The organism is Weizmannia acidilactici (genome assembly GCF_008974225.1).
In the GTDB taxonomy this organism is placed as follows: domain Bacteria; phylum Bacillota; class Bacilli; order Bacillales; family Bacillaceae_C; genus Weizmannia; species Weizmannia acidilactici.
Genome location: NZ_BKZR01000023.1, coordinates 1 through 20,439, shown reverse-complemented (window position 1 = coordinate 20,439; position 20,439 = coordinate 1). Strand labels below are relative to the sequence as shown.

The following is a 20,439-nucleotide window of genomic DNA, read 5'->3' as shown; positions in this document are numbered from 1 at the left end:
CCCTATACTCATGATGCAAAAGATTAAAACGCTTTACAATATTTTATTATATCAAACTTTTTCGCATCGTGTGCAGTCTATTGTATAACAGTTTAAAAGAAAACGGAGAATCCGGCAAGTCCCGGCAAGACGCCCGCCGGGTTTTCATAAAAATGCCGCCAACGTCAACCTGCATTTTAAAAACCGTTTTCCAATTGTTTTTCCGCCATTACAAGCTGCGCAGCCACTTGTTCATGCCCGGTTCCCCCGGTGCTGTTTCTTGCTTTTACAACATGTTCCGGTTTCAGCACTTCGAAAATATCTTTTTCAAAAAGCGGACTGAAGCGTTTATATTCATCGAGCGTCAAATCGAGCAGAAATTTATCATTTTGGATCGCATACAGCACAATCTGTCCGATGACGGCATGGGCTTCACGGAACGGAAGCCCTTTTTTCGCCAAATAATCGGCGATATCGGTTGCATTGGAGTAATCGTTTGAAACGGCTTTGAACATCTTCTCTTTATTGACTTTCATCGTTTCAATCATCAGTGCAAGCAGCTTGAGCGCCCCCTCGAGCGTATCAGCCGTATCAAAAATGCCTTCTTTATCTTCCTGCATGTCTTTGTTGTAAGCAAGCGGCAGCCCTTTTAATACAGTCAAAAGCCCGAGCAAGTGGCCGAATACCCTTCCCGTTTTACCGCGCAACAGTTCCGGCACATCCGGATTTTTCTTTTGCGGCATGATGCTCGACCCGGTGCAAAATGAATCATCCAGTTCAATAAACTGGAATTCCTGGCTGGACCAGATGACCATTTCTTCCGAAAGCCGCGAAATATGGGCCATTAAAATTGAAGCATTGGCTAAAAATTCGAGCACAAAATCGCGGTCGCTGACGGCATCCAAACTATTCGGGTATATCCGGCCAAATCCGAGCAGTTCACGCGTCCGCTCCCGGTCGATCGGGAAAGTCGTGCCGGCAAGCGCCCCTGCCCCGAGCGGCAGCCAGTCCGTCCGCTTCAGGCTGTCGGCAAATCTTTCTTTATCGCGCTCAAGCATCCAAAAATAAGCTAGCAGATGGTGGGCAAACAGCACCGGCTGCGCCCGCTGCAAATGTGTATAGCCCGGCATCATCGTTTCCGTATTGGCTTTCGCCTGCACAAGCAGCGCTTCCTGGACATGCGTAATCAGACTGATCATTTCTTTTGTCGTTTTCCGCACATACAAATGCATGTCTGTGGCGACCTGGTCGTTGCGGCTCCGCCCGGTGTGCAGCTTGCCGCCGACAGGGCCGATTTCGTCAATCAACATTTTTTCGATATTCATATGGATGTCTTCGTTGTCAACTGAAAATTCCACTTCACCATTTTTGATTTTTTCGGCAATTTTTTCAAGCCCTTCTTTTATTTTTTCCGCATCTTCTTTCGGTAATATCCCGCATTCGCCGAGCATTTGGACATGGGCAAGGCTGCCTTCTATATCTTCAAACGCGAGCCGCTGATCGTATGCGATGGACGCGGTGTATTCCTCCACCAGCTTGTTCGTTTCTTTCGTAAAACGTCCGCCCCATAACTTTGACAATGTTTTTTCCTCCTGCCGTGATGATAGTAAAAAAATGAAAGGCTGCGCGGCAGACCGCCACAGCCTTATCATACTTATACCGGATTCAGTTCAGTGGTTGACTACGGAATCCGCCCTCTTTTTTCCGCTAATTTTATAGTCCACCGGCCATAAATTTTAGCTTATTTGTTCAACACTTTTCCGTTTGCCTGGATTTCGGCAAATACTTTTGTCGGCAGGCCCCAAAGTTTGATGAAACCGACCGCAGCATTATGGTCAAACGAGTCTCCTTTCAAATAAGTGGCAAGTTCTTCGTTGTACAGGCTGAACGGCGATTTGCGGGCGACAACGGTATGGGTACCTTTAAACAGTTTAATGCGGACCGTCCCCGTTACCGTCTTTTGCGTTTCTTCGACAAATGCATCGAGAGCCGCTTTCAAAGGCGAGTACCAGAGCCCTTCGTAAATGATTTTCGCCATATGCTGTTCTACAGTTGCTTTGAATTGCGTCACTTCACGCGGTAATGTCAAAAATTCCAGTTCTTTATGGGCGTTGATCAGTACAACTGCAGCCGGATTTTCATACACCTCGCGCGATTTGATCCCGACGAGGCGGTTTTCAATATGGTCGATTCGGCCGATGCCATGCTTGCCTGCAATCAGGTTCAGCTGTTCGATCATTTTAACAAGCCCCATCGCTTCGCCGTTTAATGCAACCGGCACGCCTTTTTCAAATGATATCTCGATGTATTCCGGCTCATCCGGCGTCATTTCAATCGGCGCTGTCCATTCAAAAGCCGCTTCCGGCGCTTCGTTCCACGGGTTTTCGAGCACGCCTGCTTCACATGCCCTTCCCCAAATGTTGGCGTCAATCGAAAACGGGTTGTCTAAATCAACCGGGATCGGAATATTGTTTTTCTCTGCATAGGCGATTTCCTCATCGCGCGTCATGCCCCATTCACGGACAGGCGCAACGACTTTCAACTTTGGATTTAACGCCTGGACGGACACTTCGAAACGGACCTGGTCATTTCCTTTCCCGGTGCAACCGTGCGCGACGGCAACCGCGCCTTCCTGCTCCGCCACATCGACAAGCAGCTTTGAAATAAGCGGGCGACTGATCGCCGAAGACAGCGGATATTTCCCTTCATATAAGGCATTCGCCTTTAAAGCCGGCAAAATATAATCTTTTGCGAGCATTTCTTTACCATCTATGATCACGGCTTTAACCGCACCGACATTCAATGCTTTATGGCGGATGGCGTTTAAATCCTTGCCTTCCCCGACATCTATCCCAAGGGCGATCACATCATACCCGTATTTTTCCTGGATCCATTTAATCGATACGGATGTATCCAAACCGCCTGAATATGCTAATACAATTTTTTCCTTCGCCATTATAGTTTCTCCCTGCCTTTTTTGCATAAATAATATTATATTTGAATTTTTATACACTCATTATAAACGAACGCTCAATAATTTTCCAGTAATTTTTTTAAAATGGCTTTATGGACATGCAGACGGTTTTCCGCCTCGTCAAAAACTATCGAATGCGGGCCGTCGATAATACCTTCCGCTACTTCTTCTCCGCGGTGGGCGGGCAGGCAGTGGAGGAAGAGAAAATCATCTTTTGCCAGTTTGCATAATGATTCATTGACCTGGTAGCCTTTCAAATCTTCCAGGCGCTTTTTTGCTTCCCCTTCCTGGCCCATGCTCGCCCAAACATCCGTAATGACGACATCCGCATTTTGAATCATCTCTTCCGGGTTTGTTCCGATCTCCACTTTGACGCCTTTTTGTCCGGCTTCATTTTTGGCGGCGGCAAGGATGTCCGGATCCGGGAAATACCCTTCTGGAGAAGCGACCGAAATATCAATATCCGTTTTCACAGCCCCTTCAAGCAGGGAATGGCACATATTGTTGTTGCCGTCCCCCAAATAGCAGATTTTCAGCCCTGCAAGTTTTCCTTTATATTCATAGATCGTCAATAGATCTGCGAGCACCTGGGTCGGATGGTGCAAGTCTGTCAGCCCGTTGATCACCGGGACATCTGCATATTTTGCAAACTCTTCCACCGTTTCGTGCCCGAACGTGCGAATCATCAGGGCGTCGACATAGCGGGATAAAACTTTTGCCGTATCATGGATCGTTTCCCCGCGCCCGAGCTGGATATCTTTAGAACTTAAAAACAAGGCATACCCGCCGAGCTGGAGCATGCCGGCTTCAAAAGATACACGGGTGCGCGTCGAAGATTTTTCAAAAATCATGCCGAGCACTTTCCCTTTTAAATAAGGGGTATCTTTCCCTGCTTTATGCGCTTTTTTTAAAGCGAGGGCTTCCTTCAGCCAATCATGGATTTCTTCCGTTGACAGCTGGCCGATCGTTAAAAAATCTTTTTTCTTCGTTCCGGTAGTCGTTGCCATTTCTTTTCTTCCCTTCTCGCTATACTTCTACTTTGATGCGGTGAAAATCATTGATCGCCGCGGCCTCCGGTTTTTTGCCGGTTGCCAGGTTTACGACCACTTCCAATGTGTCGAGGCATGTAAAGAGCGGAATATGGAAGCGCATCGCCGTCTCGCGCAGCATGCTTCCGCCCCGTTTGTTGTCGCGCCCTTTCGTCGGGATAATAACTGCCGCTGCAATCTCCTCGTTTTCAAAAAATGCGGCCGCTTCCTCCAAATCCACTTTTTTCGCATCAACGCCGTATTTACGCAAGAATTCGGCGGTATGTTCCGTTGCAGCCAGTTTATAGCCGCGTCCTGCCAAAACTTTTAAGACAGCGAACGACGCTTCTTTTTCGCGCTCTGTCACCGAGCAGAATACATATTGCGCTTTTTCATGCGGCTCGAACTGCGGATAGCGGACAGAAAGAAGCGTTTTCTGCAGCGCTTCGCCGTATGAGCCGGCAAGGCCAAGTACCTCGCCGGTCGATTTCATTTCCGGCCCCAAAACAGGGTCGACATCTTTCAGTTTCGTAAATGAAAATACCGGCGCTTTCACGGCAGTAAGTTCCGGTGCTTCCGCCAGGCCGCTTACAGCAAGCGGTTTTCCGGTCTGCGCGGCAATTGCCAGGTCAACCATCGGAATGCCGGTGACTTTGCTTAAAACCGGAACCGTCCTTGATGCACGCGGATTGACTTCCAGCACATAAACCGTGCCGCCGTGAATTAAATACTGGATATTGGCAATGCCCTTGATGTGCCCGCTTATGCAAATTTTTTCCGCATATTCCACAAGCGTTTCCTGTACCGTCTTGCTCAAGTTTTGCGGAGGGTAGACCGCCATGCTGTCACCAGAGTGCACACCAGCTTTTTCGATATGTTCAAATATGCCCGGGATCAAAACGTTTTTCCCGTCGGTGATGCAGTCGAGTTCGCATTCAACCCCCGGCAAATACTGGTCGATCAAAAGCGGCCAGCTTTTTTCGCTCGTATACTGCAGCGATTCGGCGTAAGCATCCAGTTCGTTCTCATGGTAAAAAATGAACATAGACTGGCCGCCGATGACATAAGACGGGCGGACCAGCACCGGAAACTGTAGGTCTTTTGCCGCCGCTTTCATCTCCTCGGCATCATAGGCGATATGCCCTTTAATATGCGGAATACTCAGTTCATCGAGCAATTGGTAAAACAAGCTGCGGTCTTCAAGCCGGTCAATTGCATCGACGTCTGTTCCGAACAGCGGCACGCCTTCTGCTTCAAGGCTTGCGGCCACATTGATCGCCGTCTGCCCGCCGAATTGTGTAAATACGCCTTCCACCTTCTCTTTTTCAATGATATGCAGCAAATCTTCCGGGCGTAGCGGTTCAAAATATAATTTATCGGCCATCGAAAAATCGGTGCTGACCGTTTCCGGGTTGTTATTCACGACAATCGTTTCATAACCGAGTTTTTTCAGTGCCATGACCGCATGGACGGAGCAGTAATCGAACTCGATCCCCTGCCCGATGCGGATCGGCCCGGAACCGATGATCAGCACTTTTTTGCGGTCCGACACTTTCACTTCGTCCGCGCCGCCCCAAGTCGAGTAATAGTACGGCGTTACGGCTTCAAATTCGGCCGCGCAAGTGTCGACAAGTTTGTAAACCGGCTTCAGCCCCAGTTGTTTCCGTTTGCCGCGTACCATTTTTTCGCTGCAGCCGAACAGCACCGCCAGCCTTTCGTCACTGATATTCATTTTTTTGGCTGCGGCAAGCAAATGGTCCGGCACATTTTCTATCGTATAATGTTTTAATGCTTCTTCGTGATCAACGATGTTTTTCATTTTTTCGAGAAACCAGCGGTCAATTTCCGTATAATTTCCGATTGCAGCAAGATCCATGCCTTTCCGTATTGCTTCCGCCACTGCAAACAGACGGAGGTCCGTCGCTTCGGTTAAATACGGGACCAGTTCTTCCGCTGTTTTGCCTTCGAGCGCAGGGTGATGCAGTCCATTCAAGCCCAGTTCCAACGAACGGATACCTTTATTGAGCGCTCCTTCAAACGTGCGGTCGATGGCCATTGCTTCGCCGGTTGCCTTCATTTGCGTGCCGAGCTTCCGTTCCGCTTCCGTAAACTTGTCGAACGGAAAACGCGGGATTTTCACGACGACGTAATCGAGGGCAGGCTCGAACGACGCAAACGTACTGCCTGTCACAGGGTTTAAAATTTCATCCAAATGGTAGCCTATCGCGCATTTTGTAGCAACGCGCGCAATCGGGTAGCCGGTCGCTTTTGAAGCAAGGGCCGACGAACGGCTCACGCGCGGGTTGACTTCGATAATATAGTACTGATCAGAATGGGGATCAAGGGCGAACTGGATGTTGCACCCGCCGATCACGCCGAGCGCGCGGATTACCTTTAAAGAGGCGTTCCGTAGCATTTGGTACTGCACATCTGATAATGTCTGCGACGGCGCAACAACGATCGAGTCGCCCGTGTGAATCCCGACCGGATCAATATTTTCCATATTGCAAACGATAAGGCATGTATCATTGGCATCGCGTACAACTTCGTATTCGATTTCTTTCCATCCTTTAATGCTTTTTTCAAGCAGTACCTGGTGGATCGGGCTTAAATCAAGCCCGCGCTGCAAAACTTCGAGGAGCTCTTCATCATTGGAAGCAAATCCCCCGCCCGAGCCGCCGAGCGTGTAAGCCGGGCGGATGATGACGGGGTAGCCGATTTTTTTCGCAAATGCAAAACCATCTTCCGTATTTTCTACGATTTTGGACTGCGGAATTGGTTCGCCGATATCGATCATCAACTGGCGGAATTTTTCGCGGTCTTCCCCTTTTTGAATCGATTCGACAGGGGTGCCGAGCAGTTTCACGCCGTATTTTTCCAAAATGCCCGCTTCATACAGCTGCACGGCGAGGTTCAGCCCGGTCTGCCCGCCCAATGTGCCGATGATGCCGTCCGGGCGTTCTTTTTGCAAAATTTGTTCGAGAGATTCGACGGTCAGCGGGTCAAAATAAATTCTGTCTGCGATTTCTTCATCTGTCATGATGGTGGCCGGATTGCTGTTCACGAGCACGATCTCAATCCCTTCTTCTTTCAGGGCAAGGCAGCTTTGCGTACCGGCATAATCAAATTCCGCGGCCTGGCCGATCACAATCGGGCCAGACCCGATCACAAGCACTTTCTTGATCGATTTATTTAATGGCATAAGACATAACTCCCGCTCTTTGTTGTACTTGCTGTAAAAACTGCTCAAAAATGTATTCGCTGTCCTGCGGACCCGGGTGCGCTTCCGGATGGAATTGAACAGTCGCAATCGGCAGGTGCGGATGGGCGCAGCCTTCTACCGTGCCGTCATTGACATTTTTAAATACCAGTTCCATTTCCGAGCTGGAAAGCGATGCTTCATCGACGACATAGCCGTGGTTTTGCGCCGTCATAAACACTTTTCCGGTCCGCAAATCTTTCACAGGATGGTTTCCGCCCCTGTGGCCGAACGGCAGCTTCTTCGTTTTCGCCCCGTAGGCAAGCGCAAGCAGCTGGTGTCCGAGGCAAATGCCGAGCACCGGATAAGCGGCGCTGATTTTTTTAATTTCCGGCAGCCACTCCAAAAGCCTTACCGGGTCGCCCGGGCCGTTTGAGAAAACAACGCCGTCAGGATCGATTTCCTCCATTTGTTTCGCGCTAAAATCGAAAGGGACGACCGTTACTTTGCAATGGCGGTCGAGCAAATACTGGAGGATCGATTTTTTATATCCGAAATCCATAAGCGCGATATGCAAAAGGCCGCTGCCGTGAGTTTCCGGCCGATCCGTTGACACCTTTGCAACGAGAAATTCATCCCCGTCCCAGCAAGGCACTTCAGCATTTGGATCTGTCGTAATGATCCCCCGTACGGTTCCTTGCCTGCGGATCGTTTTGACAAGCGCGCGCGTATCCACATCCGTCAGGCAGGGAACGCCTGATTTTTCCAAAAATGACAACGCCGTTGACTCCGATTTATAAAAGCTCGGCCCCCCGCAGATTTCACCCGTAACAATCCCGCGCGCCGAAACCCTCATGCTCTCATGGTCATCCGCGTTAACGCCGTAATTGCCGATCAAAGGATAGCAGAATACTAAAATCTGTCCTGCATACGACGGATCCGTCATCATTTCCTGGTAACCCGTCATACCGGTATTGAACACGACTTCTCCGGCCGTTTCAAAATGGCTGCCCGCCAAGTTTCCTTCAAAAATTTCTCCCGTTTCGAGAATAAGATAACCTCTTACCACGATTTCTGTCCTCCCTTATCTAAAAGCCGTTGGATGGATGCTGTTTGTTTAAAAATGCGAAAAAACGGTTTGCATTTTTTCGGCAAAAAGGTCTATTTCTTCTTCCGACACAATAAGCGGCGGCAAAAGGCGGACAACATGAGGACCGGCAGACAGCACAAGCAAATCTTCTTTTAACGCCGCCCTGATGATTTCCGCAGCTTCAATTTCCGTTTCAATGCCGACCATCAGCCCTTTGCCGCGGACATCTTTAATAAAGGAAAATTGCGCCTTAAAGGTCTCTAGTTTCGCCCATAAGTATTTGCTTTGTTTTTGGGCGTTTTCAATTACTTTTTCTTCGATAAATGTTTCAAGCGTAGCGAGCCCGGCCGTTGTGGCAAGCGGATTCCCACCGAATGTGCTGCCGTGCGTGCCCGGTGTAAAGCTTTCCGCCACTTCTTCTTTGGCAAGCATTGCGCCGATCGGGAAACCAGAACCCAAACCTTTTGCAAGTGTCATAATATCCGGCTCGAAACCGTACTGTTCATAAGCGAAAAGCGTGCCGGTCCTGCCCATGCCCGTCTGCACTTCATCGACAATGACCAGAATCCCGTTCTTTTTGCATGTACTGATCAGCGCGTCCACCCATACTTGTTTCGCCGGGATTACGCCGCCTTCGCCCTGGACGAGTTCGAGCATCACCGCAATCGGTTTGATGGTATCCACCTCCGATAAAGCGGCGGGATCATTGTACGGCAAATAGGCAAACCCTGGAAGCAGCGGATCAAATCCTTTCTGGATTTTTTCCTGCCCCGTTGCCGACAATGTCCCGAGCGTCCGGCCGTGGAAGGAATGCTGAAACGTTACAATTGGTCCGCTTTTTTTGCGCTTGTTCGCATAAAGGCGGGCAAGCTTAATGGCCGCTTCATTTGCTTCCGCGCCGCTGTTAGAGAAAAATGCCCGGTCAAATGTGCTTAATTCGGTGAGCTTTTCGGCAAGTTTTTCCTGCGCTTCGATTTCAAACAGGTTGGAAGTGTGCCAGATTTGATCAAGCTGTTTGCCCACTTTTTCTTTTACTTTTTCTGGCACATGGCCGAGGTTGCAGACGGCAATGCCCGATGTAAAATCAAGATATTTTTTTCCGTTTTCGTCCCAGGCAAAGCAGCCTTTTCCTTTTATAAGCTTCACCGGCGTCCGTCTGTATGTTTCCATCAGCGCATGTTTTACTTTGATTGCTGATTGTTTAACCATCGATCAAAACCCCGTTTCCTGTAAATTTCGTTCCCATTTTTCCGCCCCCGGCAAGGCGCAGCAGGCTGTTTTCTTCCATGCCATTGACAATGACGACTTCCTTCACCCCGGATTGGATGCATTCGGCTGCAGCCCGGACTTTCGGGATCATCCCCCCGGTGACGGCTTTCTTTCGTATCAACATTTCGACTTGTTCCGGCGTCAGATGGGGCAGCACTTTCCCCTCGTGCATCACGCCCGGGACATCCGTCACCATCCATAATGCCGCATTCATTTTTTTGGCAATTGCCGCTGCCGCCAAATCTGCGTTGATGTTCAGGCGCTGGCCGTTTTTACTTAAAGCGAGCGGGGAAATAACCGGGATAAACTGTTGTCCCAACAATGCTTGGAGCACATGACTGTTGACCGACTCGATTTCCCCTACAAACCCAAGCTTATCGTAATCAAGCTTCTTTGCAGTTAACAGGCCGCAGTCAGTGCCGCTAATGCCGATCGCTTTAGCACCCATTGAAGAAAGTTTGCGAGTAATCGATTTATTGATGGAGCCGGAGAGGACCATTTCTACAACGTTTAACACCGGCTCCGTCGTCACGCGCATGCCGTTAATAAACCGCGTTTTGATTCGCATTTTTTCGAGCGCCGCCGAAATCGCCGGCCCCCCGCCGTGCACGATGATCGGATCAAGCTGATATTGTTGTTTTATTTGTAAAATATTTTCAAAAAATGCATCAGGCAGTTGATTTAAAATGCTGCCGCCGCATTTGATGACAACGTATGGCAATATGGCCAACCCCTTATAATTAATTATAGAATTGTATAATTATTCACCTTAGCGCGCAAAAAACTTAAGAACGGTATGTTGCGTTGATTTTCACATAATCGTATGTCAGATCGCATCCCCATGCGATCGCCGAATGGCTTCCGGACCCAAGATCTACATCAATATGGATCTCTTCATTTCCGGCCAAATACTTGTGTGCTTCTTCATCCAAATAAGAACCCGGCATACCGTTTTCGACAACTGTAAACCCGCCGAGTTTAACCGTCAGCATGTTTTCATCCACGTTGACGCCGCTGTAGCCGATCGCGTTAATAATCCTTCCCCAGTTGGCATCGGCACCGAAAATGGCCGTTTTCACAAGGTTCGAGCCGATGACCGTTTTGGCGACCGTCTGCGCAGCGTTTTTTGTTTCGGCGCCAGAGACAAATACTTCCACCAATTTTGTGGCGCCTTCCCCGTCCCTTGCAATCTGCTTTGCCAATTGCGTGCACACATACGAGAATGCATCCATAAACTTGTGCCATTCCGGATGTTGTGCGGAAAGCGGTTGATTTTCCGCCATCCCGTTTGCCATCATGACAACCATGTCGTTTGTGCTCGTATCCCCGTCTACGGTAATCATATTGAATGTCTCGTTGACCATTTGTTTTAAAACGGTTTGCAATGTTTCCGACTCGACTTCCGCATCTGTTGTGATAAAGGCAAGCATTGTTGCCATATTCGGATGGATCATGCCCGATCCCTTTGCTGCGCCGGCAACCGTAACAGTTTTCCCGTCGATTTCAACCACAGCGCAGGCACGTTTTTGGAATGTGTCGGTTGTTAAAATCGCTTTTTCAAAAAAATCCCCGCCCGTTTCGTTTTTCCCAATCGGTATGTTTGAGATGCCAGCTTCAATTTTTTCAATTGGCAACAGTTCACCGATCACACCTGTCGAGGCCACACCGATGAGGTCTTCTTCCACACCGATATGCCCGGCAAACCATTTGCGCATCATGTACGCATGCGCAAGGCCTTCATTCCCGGTAAAAGAGTTCGCATTTCCCGAGTTGATGATCATCCCCTGCAGCATTTGGCTTTTTGCAAGGCTCTCTTTTGTTACTTTTATCGGCGCTGCCTGAAAATGGTTCGTTGTGTAAACCGCAGCCGCTTTTGCAGGCACTTCAGAATAAAGCCAAGCCAGATCCGGGCGCTTTCTTTTAATCCCGCAGTGCAGCCCGCCTGCAATAAAGCCTAGTGGACTCATAATATTTCCGTCTGTTTTGCTGTAAGATGCTGCGCTTGCCTTTTCATATAATTGATTCATTGCCATCCTCCATGTTTTAGCTGTATGTTCATTTTAGATTCGTATTCTTACGGATAAACTGGAACGGCATCAAGCCCTTCATGTTCCGCGAGGCCGAACAGCAGGTTCATATTCTGGACAGCCTGCCCGCTCGCGCCTTTTACAAGATTGTCAATGGCAGAAATGATCGTCAGCCTTCCTGTCCGTTCATCCGCGTAAACGCCGATGTCACAATAGTTTGAAGCATAAACTTCCTTTGTTGAAGGAAAAGAGCCGGCCGGTTTGATCCTGACAAATTTCCGGCCTTTATACACTTCCTTATAGTATTGACGGACCTCTTCCGTTGTGACTTTTTTTGCCAGGGGCGCATAGATCGTGCAAAGAATGCCCCTTGTCATCGGAACGAGATGTGGGATAAAGGTGACCTTCGCCTCCTGCCCGCCAAATTCTTTTATAAACCTTTCAATTTCCGGAGTGTGCTGGTGGATGCCGACTTTGTATGCGCCGGTATTTTCATTCACCTCGGCGAATAAATTCCCGAGGGAAGGATTCCTGCCCGCCCCGGAAACGCCGGTCTTGCCGTCAATGGCAATGAAAGACGGGTCAATCAGGCCACCGCTAATTGCCGGCAGAACCCCCAACAGCGCCGCCGTCGGGAAGCAGCCCGGATTGGCGATGAGCTGGGCGTATTTTATCCGGAACGCATTCATTTCGGAAAGGCCGTACACCGCTTTGTCCAAATAGTTCTGTGCAGCGGGTTCCCGCCTATACCAGCGCCTGTACGCCTCCCCGTTATCAAGCCTGAAATCCCCGGACAGGTCAATGCATTTTAATCCTTTTTCAAGGAAGCACGGAATCCAGTCTTTTGCCACACCGGACGGCGTCGCGAAAAATAGTACATCGACCCGGTTTAAAATTTCATCCGGAGCCATGTCTTCCAATTCCGCTTCGGCAATATGCTGAAAATGCGGATATTGCGCTGTCAGCATCGTCCCTTTTGTACGATGCGATATCAACATCTCCAGTTCTGCTTTGGGATGGCGGGCAAGCAGTCTGATCAGTTCCGCGCCGCTGTACCCGTTTGCCCCGACAATCCCTATTTTCAACATATTCATCTCCCTATTGATATGTATGTGTATTATTATAATTTAAAGTGTATGAATATACAATACTAAAAAAATAAAAAATATAAATTTTTTAATCTTCCATTTACCGTAAATTTCTCCGGAGCCCCGCAACCGCCTTTGTCCGCCACAATAAAAGTCCGGCCGCACCGGATAGTGTCTTTCAATTTTGATCAAAAAGAAAATAAGGTGGCCGTTTTCGGTTCCTGAATTTCGCGCATATACTGAGAAGATTTTTCCGCTGTAGGCAAAATCCATATTTCCGATTCATGCGGCATTTTTAAAATTTCATTAAATGCATCCTTCTTTTCAATCGGTGTGCGCATCGTATAATCGGCAAACTCAAAAATTGTTCAAGCGGGGGCCACCCTCCTCATCAAAAATGCGGATGTCCCTTTCAACACATCTTTTCAAAAAAGTTGTCTTGATATCGCAGCCATATTTTGCAACAATAACGCTCTCTTATTATGTATAATCAGATTTCTTTTTTGCGGGCGCCTCAAACATGGGGCCGGATAGGTTTTGGAAGGTTGATCCCGGTTTCCCGTGGGTATTGGGACAAGGAATCGCTGTCGAAATACCAAGAATAGGAGCTGAAGAGGATGTTTTGACACAAAAAACAAATGCACTGCACGCCGCCGACCGTCAAATAAGAGCAAATAAAAGAAGGAAATAAGCGCGCGGAAAATGCCATAATTTGTTCACCATTCCCGGAGCGAAAAACTAGAGATTCAAAGGTGCATTCTTTTAAATGCCCATAAATGGATGGGACTGGCGGGAAAAATGCGGCGGATATTTAGCATCCCAATAAAAAAGAAACCCGCCGGGAAAAGGGTTCTCCCAACGGGTTTCGCTCAACTCAGCCTTATGCCAATTTTTGGACGTTTGCAGCCTGAGGGCCGCGTGCACCTTCTTCGATTTCAAAAGAAACAGATTGACCTTCTTCCAAAGTTTTAAAACCTTCGCCCTGAATCGCCGAGAAGTGGACAAATACATCGCTGCCGCCTTCGCGCTCGATAAATCCGTAGCCTTTCTCCGAGTTAAACCATTTTACTTTACCTTGTTCCATTTTATTTCCTCCTAGTGTGTTCAACACAAAAATACTATCCTTGCTCAAGTGATTTCAGGCGGTCAGTTTTAAAACTTTTTCCTTCCTTACTATACCGAACAAAAATAATTCTTTTTTATTTTATCAGTTATTAGGCAATCCGTCAAGGGAAATTATTCTTCATAAATCATTTTGACCGTCATCCCGCCGTCAATGGTGAGATTTTGGCCTGTAATAAAACCGTTTTCCCTGTCTGCCAAATATAGGCAGCCTTTTGCAATATCCCGCGGGCGTCCCACTCTCCCGGCCGGATGCTGGGCATGATCGGTTTCGGACAGCTGGTCGTAATGTTTTGTTTCTATCCACCCCGGGCTAATCGAATTGACGCGGATCCGGTATCGGCCGAAAGAAATGGCAAGCGCATGCGTCAATGCAACGATGCCGCCTTTTGACGCTGCGTATGCTTCTGTATACGGCTCCGACATAAAAGCGCGGGTTGAGGCAATGTTGACAATGGCCCCTCCAGTTCCCTGCTTTTTCATATATTTTGCGGCTTCACGGGAACACAAGAATACGCTCCGCAAGTTCGTATGTATTACGTCTTCCCACTCCGCGACGTCGAGCTCAAGCGGATCCTTCCACCTCGAAATGCCTGCGTTGTTGATTAAAACATGCACGCTGCCGAATTGCTTTTCAGTTTCCTGAAACAAGCGGATGATATGATTAGGTTTCCGTACATCCGTTTCAATAAAAGAAGCCTTTCCACCTTTTTCCCGGATGGAACAGGCCGTTTCTTCCCCGGTTTCCGGATTCAGTTCAGCGACGACAACGGATGCGCCTTTTTCGGCAAAAGCTTCCGCCGCCGCCTTGCCGATGCCGCTTCCCGCTCCCGTCACCACAACAATCTGGTTTTGAAAGTCCGCCATGAGAAACCCTCCTTTTAAGATGCTTTCATTATATTCCAGCCGGGCTATTACCGCAAAATGAATTGCCCGTAAAAAAGGATGCCTTTTTAGACGAGGCATCCTTTTGCGCTTGTTTATTTTTCTTCCCGGTAGCCGTAGCCGCCCGAATACTGCCCGTAGCCGCCGTGGCCGTAATAGCCGTGCGTATGCGGGTAGTGATGATAGTGCCCATGGTGGTAGCCGTAATGATGCCCATACGGATAGCCGGTATGGTATTGTTGAGGATATCCGTACGGCATATAGGCTCCTGGGTAGCCTCCGTAATACTGTCTGGATTCCGCCAATATGTTCCCTCCTTTTCGCATTGATGCTAATAAGATATGGAGAACCCGGGAAAATGTTTGTATAAAGGCCTACATGCGCCAAAACGGGCAGCATCCTGCAGAGCGCTATTTGCTCAATTGGCTGTGTTTTCTGCTGTAAAATAAATATACAGCTGCGCCGAAGACAATCCATGCGAAGAAAAATTTCCATGTCAGCGCAGGAAGGCTGACCATTAAATACAGGCAGCAAGCTGCGCTGATGATCGGCAGCACCGGCACAAAAGGCACTTTAAAGGCGCGTTTTAAATCCGGGTGCGTTTTCCGCATGATGATGACGGCAATCGAAATCAGCGTAAATGCCGCGAGCGTCCCGATATTGACCAAATGGGCGAGCGTCGTTAAATCTACAAATCCGCCGATGACAGCCGCAACAATTCCTGTCAACCAAGTATTGGCAAACGGCGTTTTATATTTCGGATGAACGTGAGAAAATGTTTTTGGCAGCAGGCCGTCCCTGCTCATCGAAAACGTAATTCGCACCTGGCCGTACAGCATGACGAGCAGCACCGTTGTAATGCCCGCCAGCGCCCCTATAGAAATGATGCCGGCTAATTTCCCCTGCCCGATATATTCAAGGGCAAATGCAACAGGGTTATTGACATCAAGCAGTTTAAACGGAACAATGCCAGTTAAAACCAAAGATACGAGAATGTATAAAAATGTACAAACGGCAAGTGATGAGATAATCCCGATCGGCACATTGCGCTGCGGATTTCTTACTTCTTCAGAAGCAGTAGCGACCGCATCGAAGCCGAGATAAGCGAAAAACACGGTTGCCGCGCCGGTGATCACGCCGTGGAACCCGAACGGCATAAACGGCGTCCAATTTGCCGGCTTCACATAGCCAATCCCGGTCGCAATAAAAATGAACACGACAGCCAATTTAATCATGACCATCAAATTATTAAACCTTGCGCTGTCCTGTACACCGTGTGACAACAAAGCGGTGATCAACAGGATGATGAGAATTGCCGGCAAATCAACGATTCCGCCGTGCCCGCTTCCTGGTGGTGATGATAGAATTTTCGGAATATGGATGCCGAAGCCGCTGATAAACGATTGGAAATAAGCGGACCAGCCGGTTGCAACAGATGAAACGGCAAGCAGGTATTCAAGCATTAAGTCCCAGCCGATCAAAAACGCAAATACTTCCCCCATTGTCGCGTACGTATAGGTGTAAACACTCCCGGCGATCGGGACGCTGGATGAAAACTCGGCGTAACAAAGCGCAGCTAGCGCGCACGCGATCCCAGATAATATAAACGAAATAATAAGGGCAGGACCGGCCGTTTCTGCGGCAACCACGCCTGTCAACACGAAAATTCCCGTCCCGATAATAGCGCCGATCCCTAGAAATGTCAAGTCCAGTGCCCCGAGCGAACGTTTTAATGCATGAGATTTGCTAGTCTCAAGCATATCCGAAATTGATTTCTTCCTAAGTAAAATATTGTTCATATTCTTCACCTTTGATATTTTATTTTATATTGTCTGAAAATAGAATTTAAGCACAATTAGTAGTATATTGTCGAATCATGTAAATGTCAATCTTTATAGTGCAATAATATTAAAAAATAATGTTATTTTCATTATTTTGTCAACAATAAAGCGTTTCCATTTTGGGAACGCTCATTCTTCCACGATTTTTTCATTAAATTCCAAACGCATATGAAAAGTATCAACGGTTACCGGGATGCCGAGCGGCAGCGCAACATTCGGTGTGCAGTGGCCTGACCATATATTGGCCAGAACCGGTTTATCCAGCCCGCAAAAAAAATGTTTGAGCACGTCCTGTACCGTAAAACTGTTTGTATGTTCCTTCGCTTCACAATCCGTCCATTGTCCGAGGACAAACCCGGCCGCATCATCCAGTTTTCCGGAAAGAAAAAGCTGTGTCAGCATCCTGTCTACGGCATAAGGTTCCTCATGGACTTCTTCAAGAAAAAGAATTTTCCCTTTCGTATCGAGTTCATAGGGCGTGCCCATCAGCGTGCAAATTAATGATAAATTCCCACCAACAAGCGGCGCCGTAACCTTCCCTCCCCCCCATACTTCCGCATTTTTCAGCCCCGAATATGATGTGCTGCCTGCCATAGCCATCCGCAAAAATGATTGGACGGATTTATCGTCGTTTCGAATGAATTCGACTGCCGCCATCGGGCCGTGGATGGTGGCAAGCCCGCACTTTTGCAGGAAGGCGGTATGGATGGCCGTAATATCGCTGTAGCCGGTAAACAGTTTCGGATGTTTTTTGATCATCTCGTAATCCAGATATGGTAAAATTTGCGGTGACCCGTATCCGCCGCGCAGGCAAAGAATCGCATCCACTTCTTCGTCCGCAAACATATTGTTGATGTCTGCCGCCCGTTCCAGCGGCGTACCGGCCATGTATCCTCCGTATTCATTCCCACAGCTTTCCCCTAATTTAACCTGGAAACCGAGCTGATGCAATTTTACAACCGCAGCCTGCAATTTCTCCGGCAAAACCGGGCTCGCGGGCGCCACCAGCCCGACTGTTGCGCCGCACGTCAATGCTTTCCCTTTCCTCATCGCTAGCCCCCCTTACTCACTCATCAACTGGAGCACGATTTGCTCTTCCGCTTCGTGCACCGCTTCCTCATCGAGCACATTATTGATGATAATGGAAAAGACCAATTGTTTTCCTGTTTTTGTTTGCAAATAACCGGAAAGCGAACTGACGCTAGTAATCGAGCCTGTTTTCGCAAACACCATGCCACTTGCCGGTGTATCATTGAAACGGCCCCGGAGCGTACCGCCTTCCATCCTTCCTTCCGCCCCTGCCACGGGCAGCGCATGCAAATACGTTTGAAACCAATCTTTTTTCTGTACATGATACAATAATTTCGCCAATTCGTTTACAGGGACCAAATCGGCATGGGAAATGCCCGAGCCGTCGCGGATCAGCATGACATCCGGATCGGCCCCAAGTTTTGCCGCGGTTTCCCGGACAACGTCAAGGCCTTTTTTCCAGCTTCCTTCCCCCTTTTCCACTTTTCCCATTTCTTTTACAAGCATTTCGGCAATCGTATTATTGCTCAGTTTCATAAACGGGACGAGCAGGCTGGAAAGCGGCGGCGAATCATGGGTAAGGACAAGCCGGGCATGTTTAGGCAGCCTTCCTCTTTTGATCCCGCCGAAAACGGATATGCCGTTTTCTTCCAAAGATGTTTTAAACAGCGAGAGCGCAAATAAAGACGGATCCCAAACCGCTTTCCATTGCCGGACGTTTTCCGTATTTGCCGTAATCGTTCCGCTTGCCGTAAAATGGTTCGAGCCGTGTTTCCTTTCAATTACAATGTCATCTTCGCCCTGTTCCCCGGCCGGCACTGTCTTTACCCGGTTTTCCACGGTGACGTAACGGTTTTTTGGCGCCAGTTTAAGCGATGCTTTTTGGCCGGGTTTCTCACCAGGCGTAAACGTAAAGATGACGGTACCTGCATCGTAATCTTTGTCCGGCGATACGGTCAAAGCCGATATTTGTGCGCCGTAATATTCATCTTCATCACTCCACGGCAGGTCAACGGAATACCGTACATCGTCATAGCGCGAATCATCACCGATCAATGCACCGTTAATGCACGAGATCCCTTTTTGTTTTAATTGGGCAGCCCAAGCATCAAAATCGGACTTCAACAAAGAAGGATCCCCGCCTCCCTTTATGTATAAATTGCCATGGAGCTCTCCATTTCGGACAACGCTGTCCCGGTACAAGCTGGTCTGGAACCTGTATCCCCCACCGAGCGCTTCAAGGGCGGCAGCTGCCGTCAATAGTTTCATATTGGATGCAGGTCGCAGCCTCATGTTGCCGTTATGCTCATAAAGGATTTTCCCCGTCCCAGCCGAACGGACGCTGATGCCGGCAACCCCGCCTTTCATCGGGCCGGTTTGGAGAATGGCGGCGATCTTTTCATTGATCCCGTTTTTTTTCGGTACGGCCTGGCCCGCTGCGGAATTGGGGCTGCCCCCCGGAATACATAACAATACCATCGTCCATATCACTACCCATCTTTTATACAATAAATTTCCCCTCCGATCTATTTCCACCTTTTCTTATCTTATTCCTTCTTGCGCAGATGCTTTCCAAAAAGATCTGTTCGATTTCCTGCTGAGCCGCCCAGCCGGGGGGCAATCCGCTCGTTTAAGGGTGCCGGAAAGATCTGTGCCAAATATTTTTCCAAAATCAGTAGAATCGAAGCACTTGTTTAGTATAAAATGCTTTTGGGGGTGAAACGGATGTACAGATTTGGATATTATATCGTTTCCTTCATTTTGTTGCTCCTAGGCGGCAAAATGAAGAAAGAAAACAAAGAAAAGATACCAGCTGCCCCATTTGTTGTCGTTTGTACCCACCGGTCGTGGCTCGATATCATTTTCCTTGCGCTTGCACTCTGGCCATATGAAATCCATTATATGGCAAAGCAGGAACTATTCTCTAAAAAATGGGTAAAATGGCTGTTGACAAAACTCCATGCTTTTCCAGTCAACCGAGAAAATCCGGGGCCGAGCTCGTTGAAAATTCCGATGAAAATTTTAAAAGAAGGGGAGATCGTCGGCATTTTCCCTTCCGGAACAAGATCGAGCGAACATGTTTCGTTAAAACGGGGCGCCGTCACCATCGCGCTGAAAGCAAATGTCCCGCTTGTGCCGGCGGTTTATAAAGGGCCGAAAACATTTAAAGAAGTGTTGAAAAGAAAACCGAAACTTGTCCGCTTCGGCAGCCCGATTTTGCTTCATGACAGCAAAAAAACGACGAAAGAAGATATTGAAAAAACGCTTGTGCTGCTTCAGGAGACATTTGACCAACTGGAGAAAAAGTGAGAAAAAACCTTTCCGCAAAATAGCGGAAAGGTTTTTTCTACCTTTTTGGAATTGTGATAAATCTTGAGAATTCAGGTGCCCTTTTCATATAATAAGAGTAAAATGATTGGATCTGGGGGGAGTGCCATGCTGAACGGCTGGTTTTCGGCCTTTATTGTATTGTGGAGCTGCTTCCTTGTTTTCCTTTTTGCGGTCGGCGGCTATTTTATGTTCCAGAAATTTTTGAAAAAACTTCCAAAAGAAGACGGCAAATCGATTTTGGATCAACAGAATGATTACATCAAACGGACGCTCCATCTCTGGACCACTGAATATAAGGAACTGTTGGAAGAACTCGTCAGGCCTGTGCCCGAATTGTTTCGGGACGCCGCACGACAAAAAATCGCCAGCAAAATCGGGGAAGTGGCGCTCGCCGAAAAAGCGGAAAAGATGACATTGGACATCGTGATCCGCGGTTATATCCTGGCCACACCAAAAAGGGACCATAAATTTTTGCGAAAAAAATTGCAGCAAATGGACATTAACTACAGCCGTCATGAGCATTTGTTTCATCAAGAAAAACTGAAAAAAAGCCTGTGAGAATCGAGTAGGAGGGAGA

General features: G+C 48.2%; 17 protein-coding genes. 2 read left to right on the top strand and 15 right to left on the bottom strand.

Translation table 11 applies throughout. The features are described from left to right. Positions 1–176: 176 nt before the first annotated feature. The 15 genes from argH to dacB form a co-directional block, all read right to left on the bottom strand. A complete protein-coding gene (gene argH / locus GBH70_RS09755) occupies positions 177–1,559 on the bottom strand; it encodes an argininosuccinate lyase (RefSeq protein WP_151680867.1) in 1,383 nt (460 codons plus the stop codon). 161 nt (positions 1,560–1,720) lie between these two features. After that, positions 1,721–2,935 (bottom strand): argininosuccinate synthase, encoded by a 1,215-nt coding sequence (locus GBH70_RS09750; protein WP_151680866.1) that lies wholly within the window; start codon positions 2,933–2,935, stop codon positions 1,721–1,723. Positions 2,936–3,009: 74 nt separating this feature from the next. Continuing rightward, positions 3,010–3,960, bottom strand: a complete 951-nt coding sequence (gene argF / locus GBH70_RS09745) for an ornithine carbamoyltransferase (RefSeq protein WP_151680865.1) — start codon at positions 3,958–3,960, stop codon at positions 3,010–3,012. Positions 3,961–3,979: 19 nt separating this feature from the next. Then, entirely contained in the window at positions 3,980–7,183 is a 3,204-nt protein-coding gene (gene carB / locus GBH70_RS09740) for a carbamoyl-phosphate synthase (glutamine-hydrolyzing) large subunit (RefSeq protein WP_151680864.1), read from the bottom strand. Continuing rightward, complete coding sequence (locus GBH70_RS09735) at positions 7,170–8,249, bottom strand: carbamoyl phosphate synthase small subunit (RefSeq protein WP_151680863.1); 1,080 nt, start codon at positions 8,247–8,249, stop codon at positions 7,170–7,172. The genes carB and GBH70_RS09735 overlap by 14 nt, the downstream gene beginning before the upstream one ends. 48 nt (positions 8,250–8,297) lie before the next feature. Beyond that, entirely contained in the window at positions 8,298–9,479 is a 1,182-nt protein-coding gene (gene argD / locus GBH70_RS09730; protein WP_151680862.1) for an acetylornithine transaminase, read from the bottom strand. Further along, positions 9,472–10,260, bottom strand: a complete 789-nt coding sequence (gene argB / locus GBH70_RS09725) for an acetylglutamate kinase (protein WP_151680861.1) — start codon at positions 10,258–10,260, stop codon at positions 9,472–9,474. The genes argD and argB overlap by 8 nt, the downstream gene beginning before the upstream one ends. A gap of 64 nt (positions 10,261–10,324) precedes the next feature. Continuing rightward, positions 10,325–11,566 (bottom strand): bifunctional glutamate N-acetyltransferase/amino-acid acetyltransferase ArgJ, encoded by a 1,242-nt coding sequence (argJ, locus tag GBH70_RS09720; protein ID WP_151680860.1) that lies wholly within the window; start codon positions 11,564–11,566, stop codon positions 10,325–10,327. A gap of 47 nt (positions 11,567–11,613) precedes the next feature. Continuing rightward, entirely contained in the window at positions 11,614–12,654 is a 1,041-nt protein-coding gene (gene argC, locus GBH70_RS09715) for an N-acetyl-gamma-glutamyl-phosphate reductase (protein ID WP_151680859.1), read from the bottom strand. Between the two features lie 880 nt (positions 12,655–13,534). After that, positions 13,535–13,738 carry a cold-shock protein gene (locus tag GBH70_RS09710; RefSeq protein WP_151680858.1) on the bottom strand — a complete coding sequence of 68 codons (204 nt, stop codon included), beginning with the start codon at positions 13,736–13,738 and terminating at the stop codon, positions 13,535–13,537. Between the two features lie 152 nt (positions 13,739–13,890). Further along, positions 13,891–14,643: an SDR family NAD(P)-dependent oxidoreductase gene (locus GBH70_RS09705; RefSeq protein ID WP_151680857.1), complete on the bottom strand. Its 753-nt coding sequence runs from the start codon at positions 14,641–14,643 to the stop codon at positions 13,891–13,893. 113 nt (positions 14,644–14,756) lie between these two features. Then, positions 14,757–14,966 (bottom strand): hypothetical protein, encoded by a 210-nt coding sequence (locus GBH70_RS09700; RefSeq protein ID WP_151680856.1) that lies wholly within the window; start codon positions 14,964–14,966, stop codon positions 14,757–14,759. 105 nt (positions 14,967–15,071) lie between these two features. Further along, positions 15,072–16,460 (bottom strand): branched-chain amino acid transporter BcaP, encoded by a 1,389-nt coding sequence (gene bcaP / locus GBH70_RS09695; RefSeq protein ID WP_151680855.1) that lies wholly within the window; start codon positions 16,458–16,460, stop codon positions 15,072–15,074. A 171-nt stretch (positions 16,461–16,631) separates the two neighbouring features. Further along, positions 16,632–17,552 (bottom strand): S66 peptidase family protein, encoded by a 921-nt coding sequence (locus GBH70_RS09690; RefSeq protein WP_151680854.1) that lies wholly within the window; start codon positions 17,550–17,552, stop codon positions 16,632–16,634. Positions 17,553–17,564: 12 nt separating this feature from the next. Beyond that, on the bottom strand, positions 17,565–19,040 hold the full coding sequence (dacB, locus tag GBH70_RS09685; protein ID WP_151680853.1) for a D-alanyl-D-alanine carboxypeptidase/D-alanyl-D-alanine endopeptidase: 1,476 nt from the start codon (positions 19,038–19,040) through the stop codon (positions 17,565–17,567). A gap of 216 nt (positions 19,041–19,256) precedes the next feature. Between dacB and GBH70_RS09680 the strand changes: the two genes are divergently transcribed. Together GBH70_RS09680 and GBH70_RS09675 are read left to right on the top strand one after the other, a co-directional pair. Then, the gene (locus tag GBH70_RS09680) at positions 19,257–19,841 is read left to right on the top strand and encodes a lysophospholipid acyltransferase family protein (RefSeq protein ID WP_151680852.1); all 585 of its coding nucleotides are present in this window, start codon (positions 19,257–19,259) and stop codon (positions 19,839–19,841) included. Positions 19,842–19,967: 126 nt separating this feature from the next. Then, positions 19,968–20,420 (top strand): DUF2621 family protein, encoded by a 453-nt coding sequence (locus GBH70_RS09675; RefSeq protein WP_151680851.1) that lies wholly within the window; start codon positions 19,968–19,970, stop codon positions 20,418–20,420. Positions 20,421–20,439: the final 19 nt, after the last annotated feature.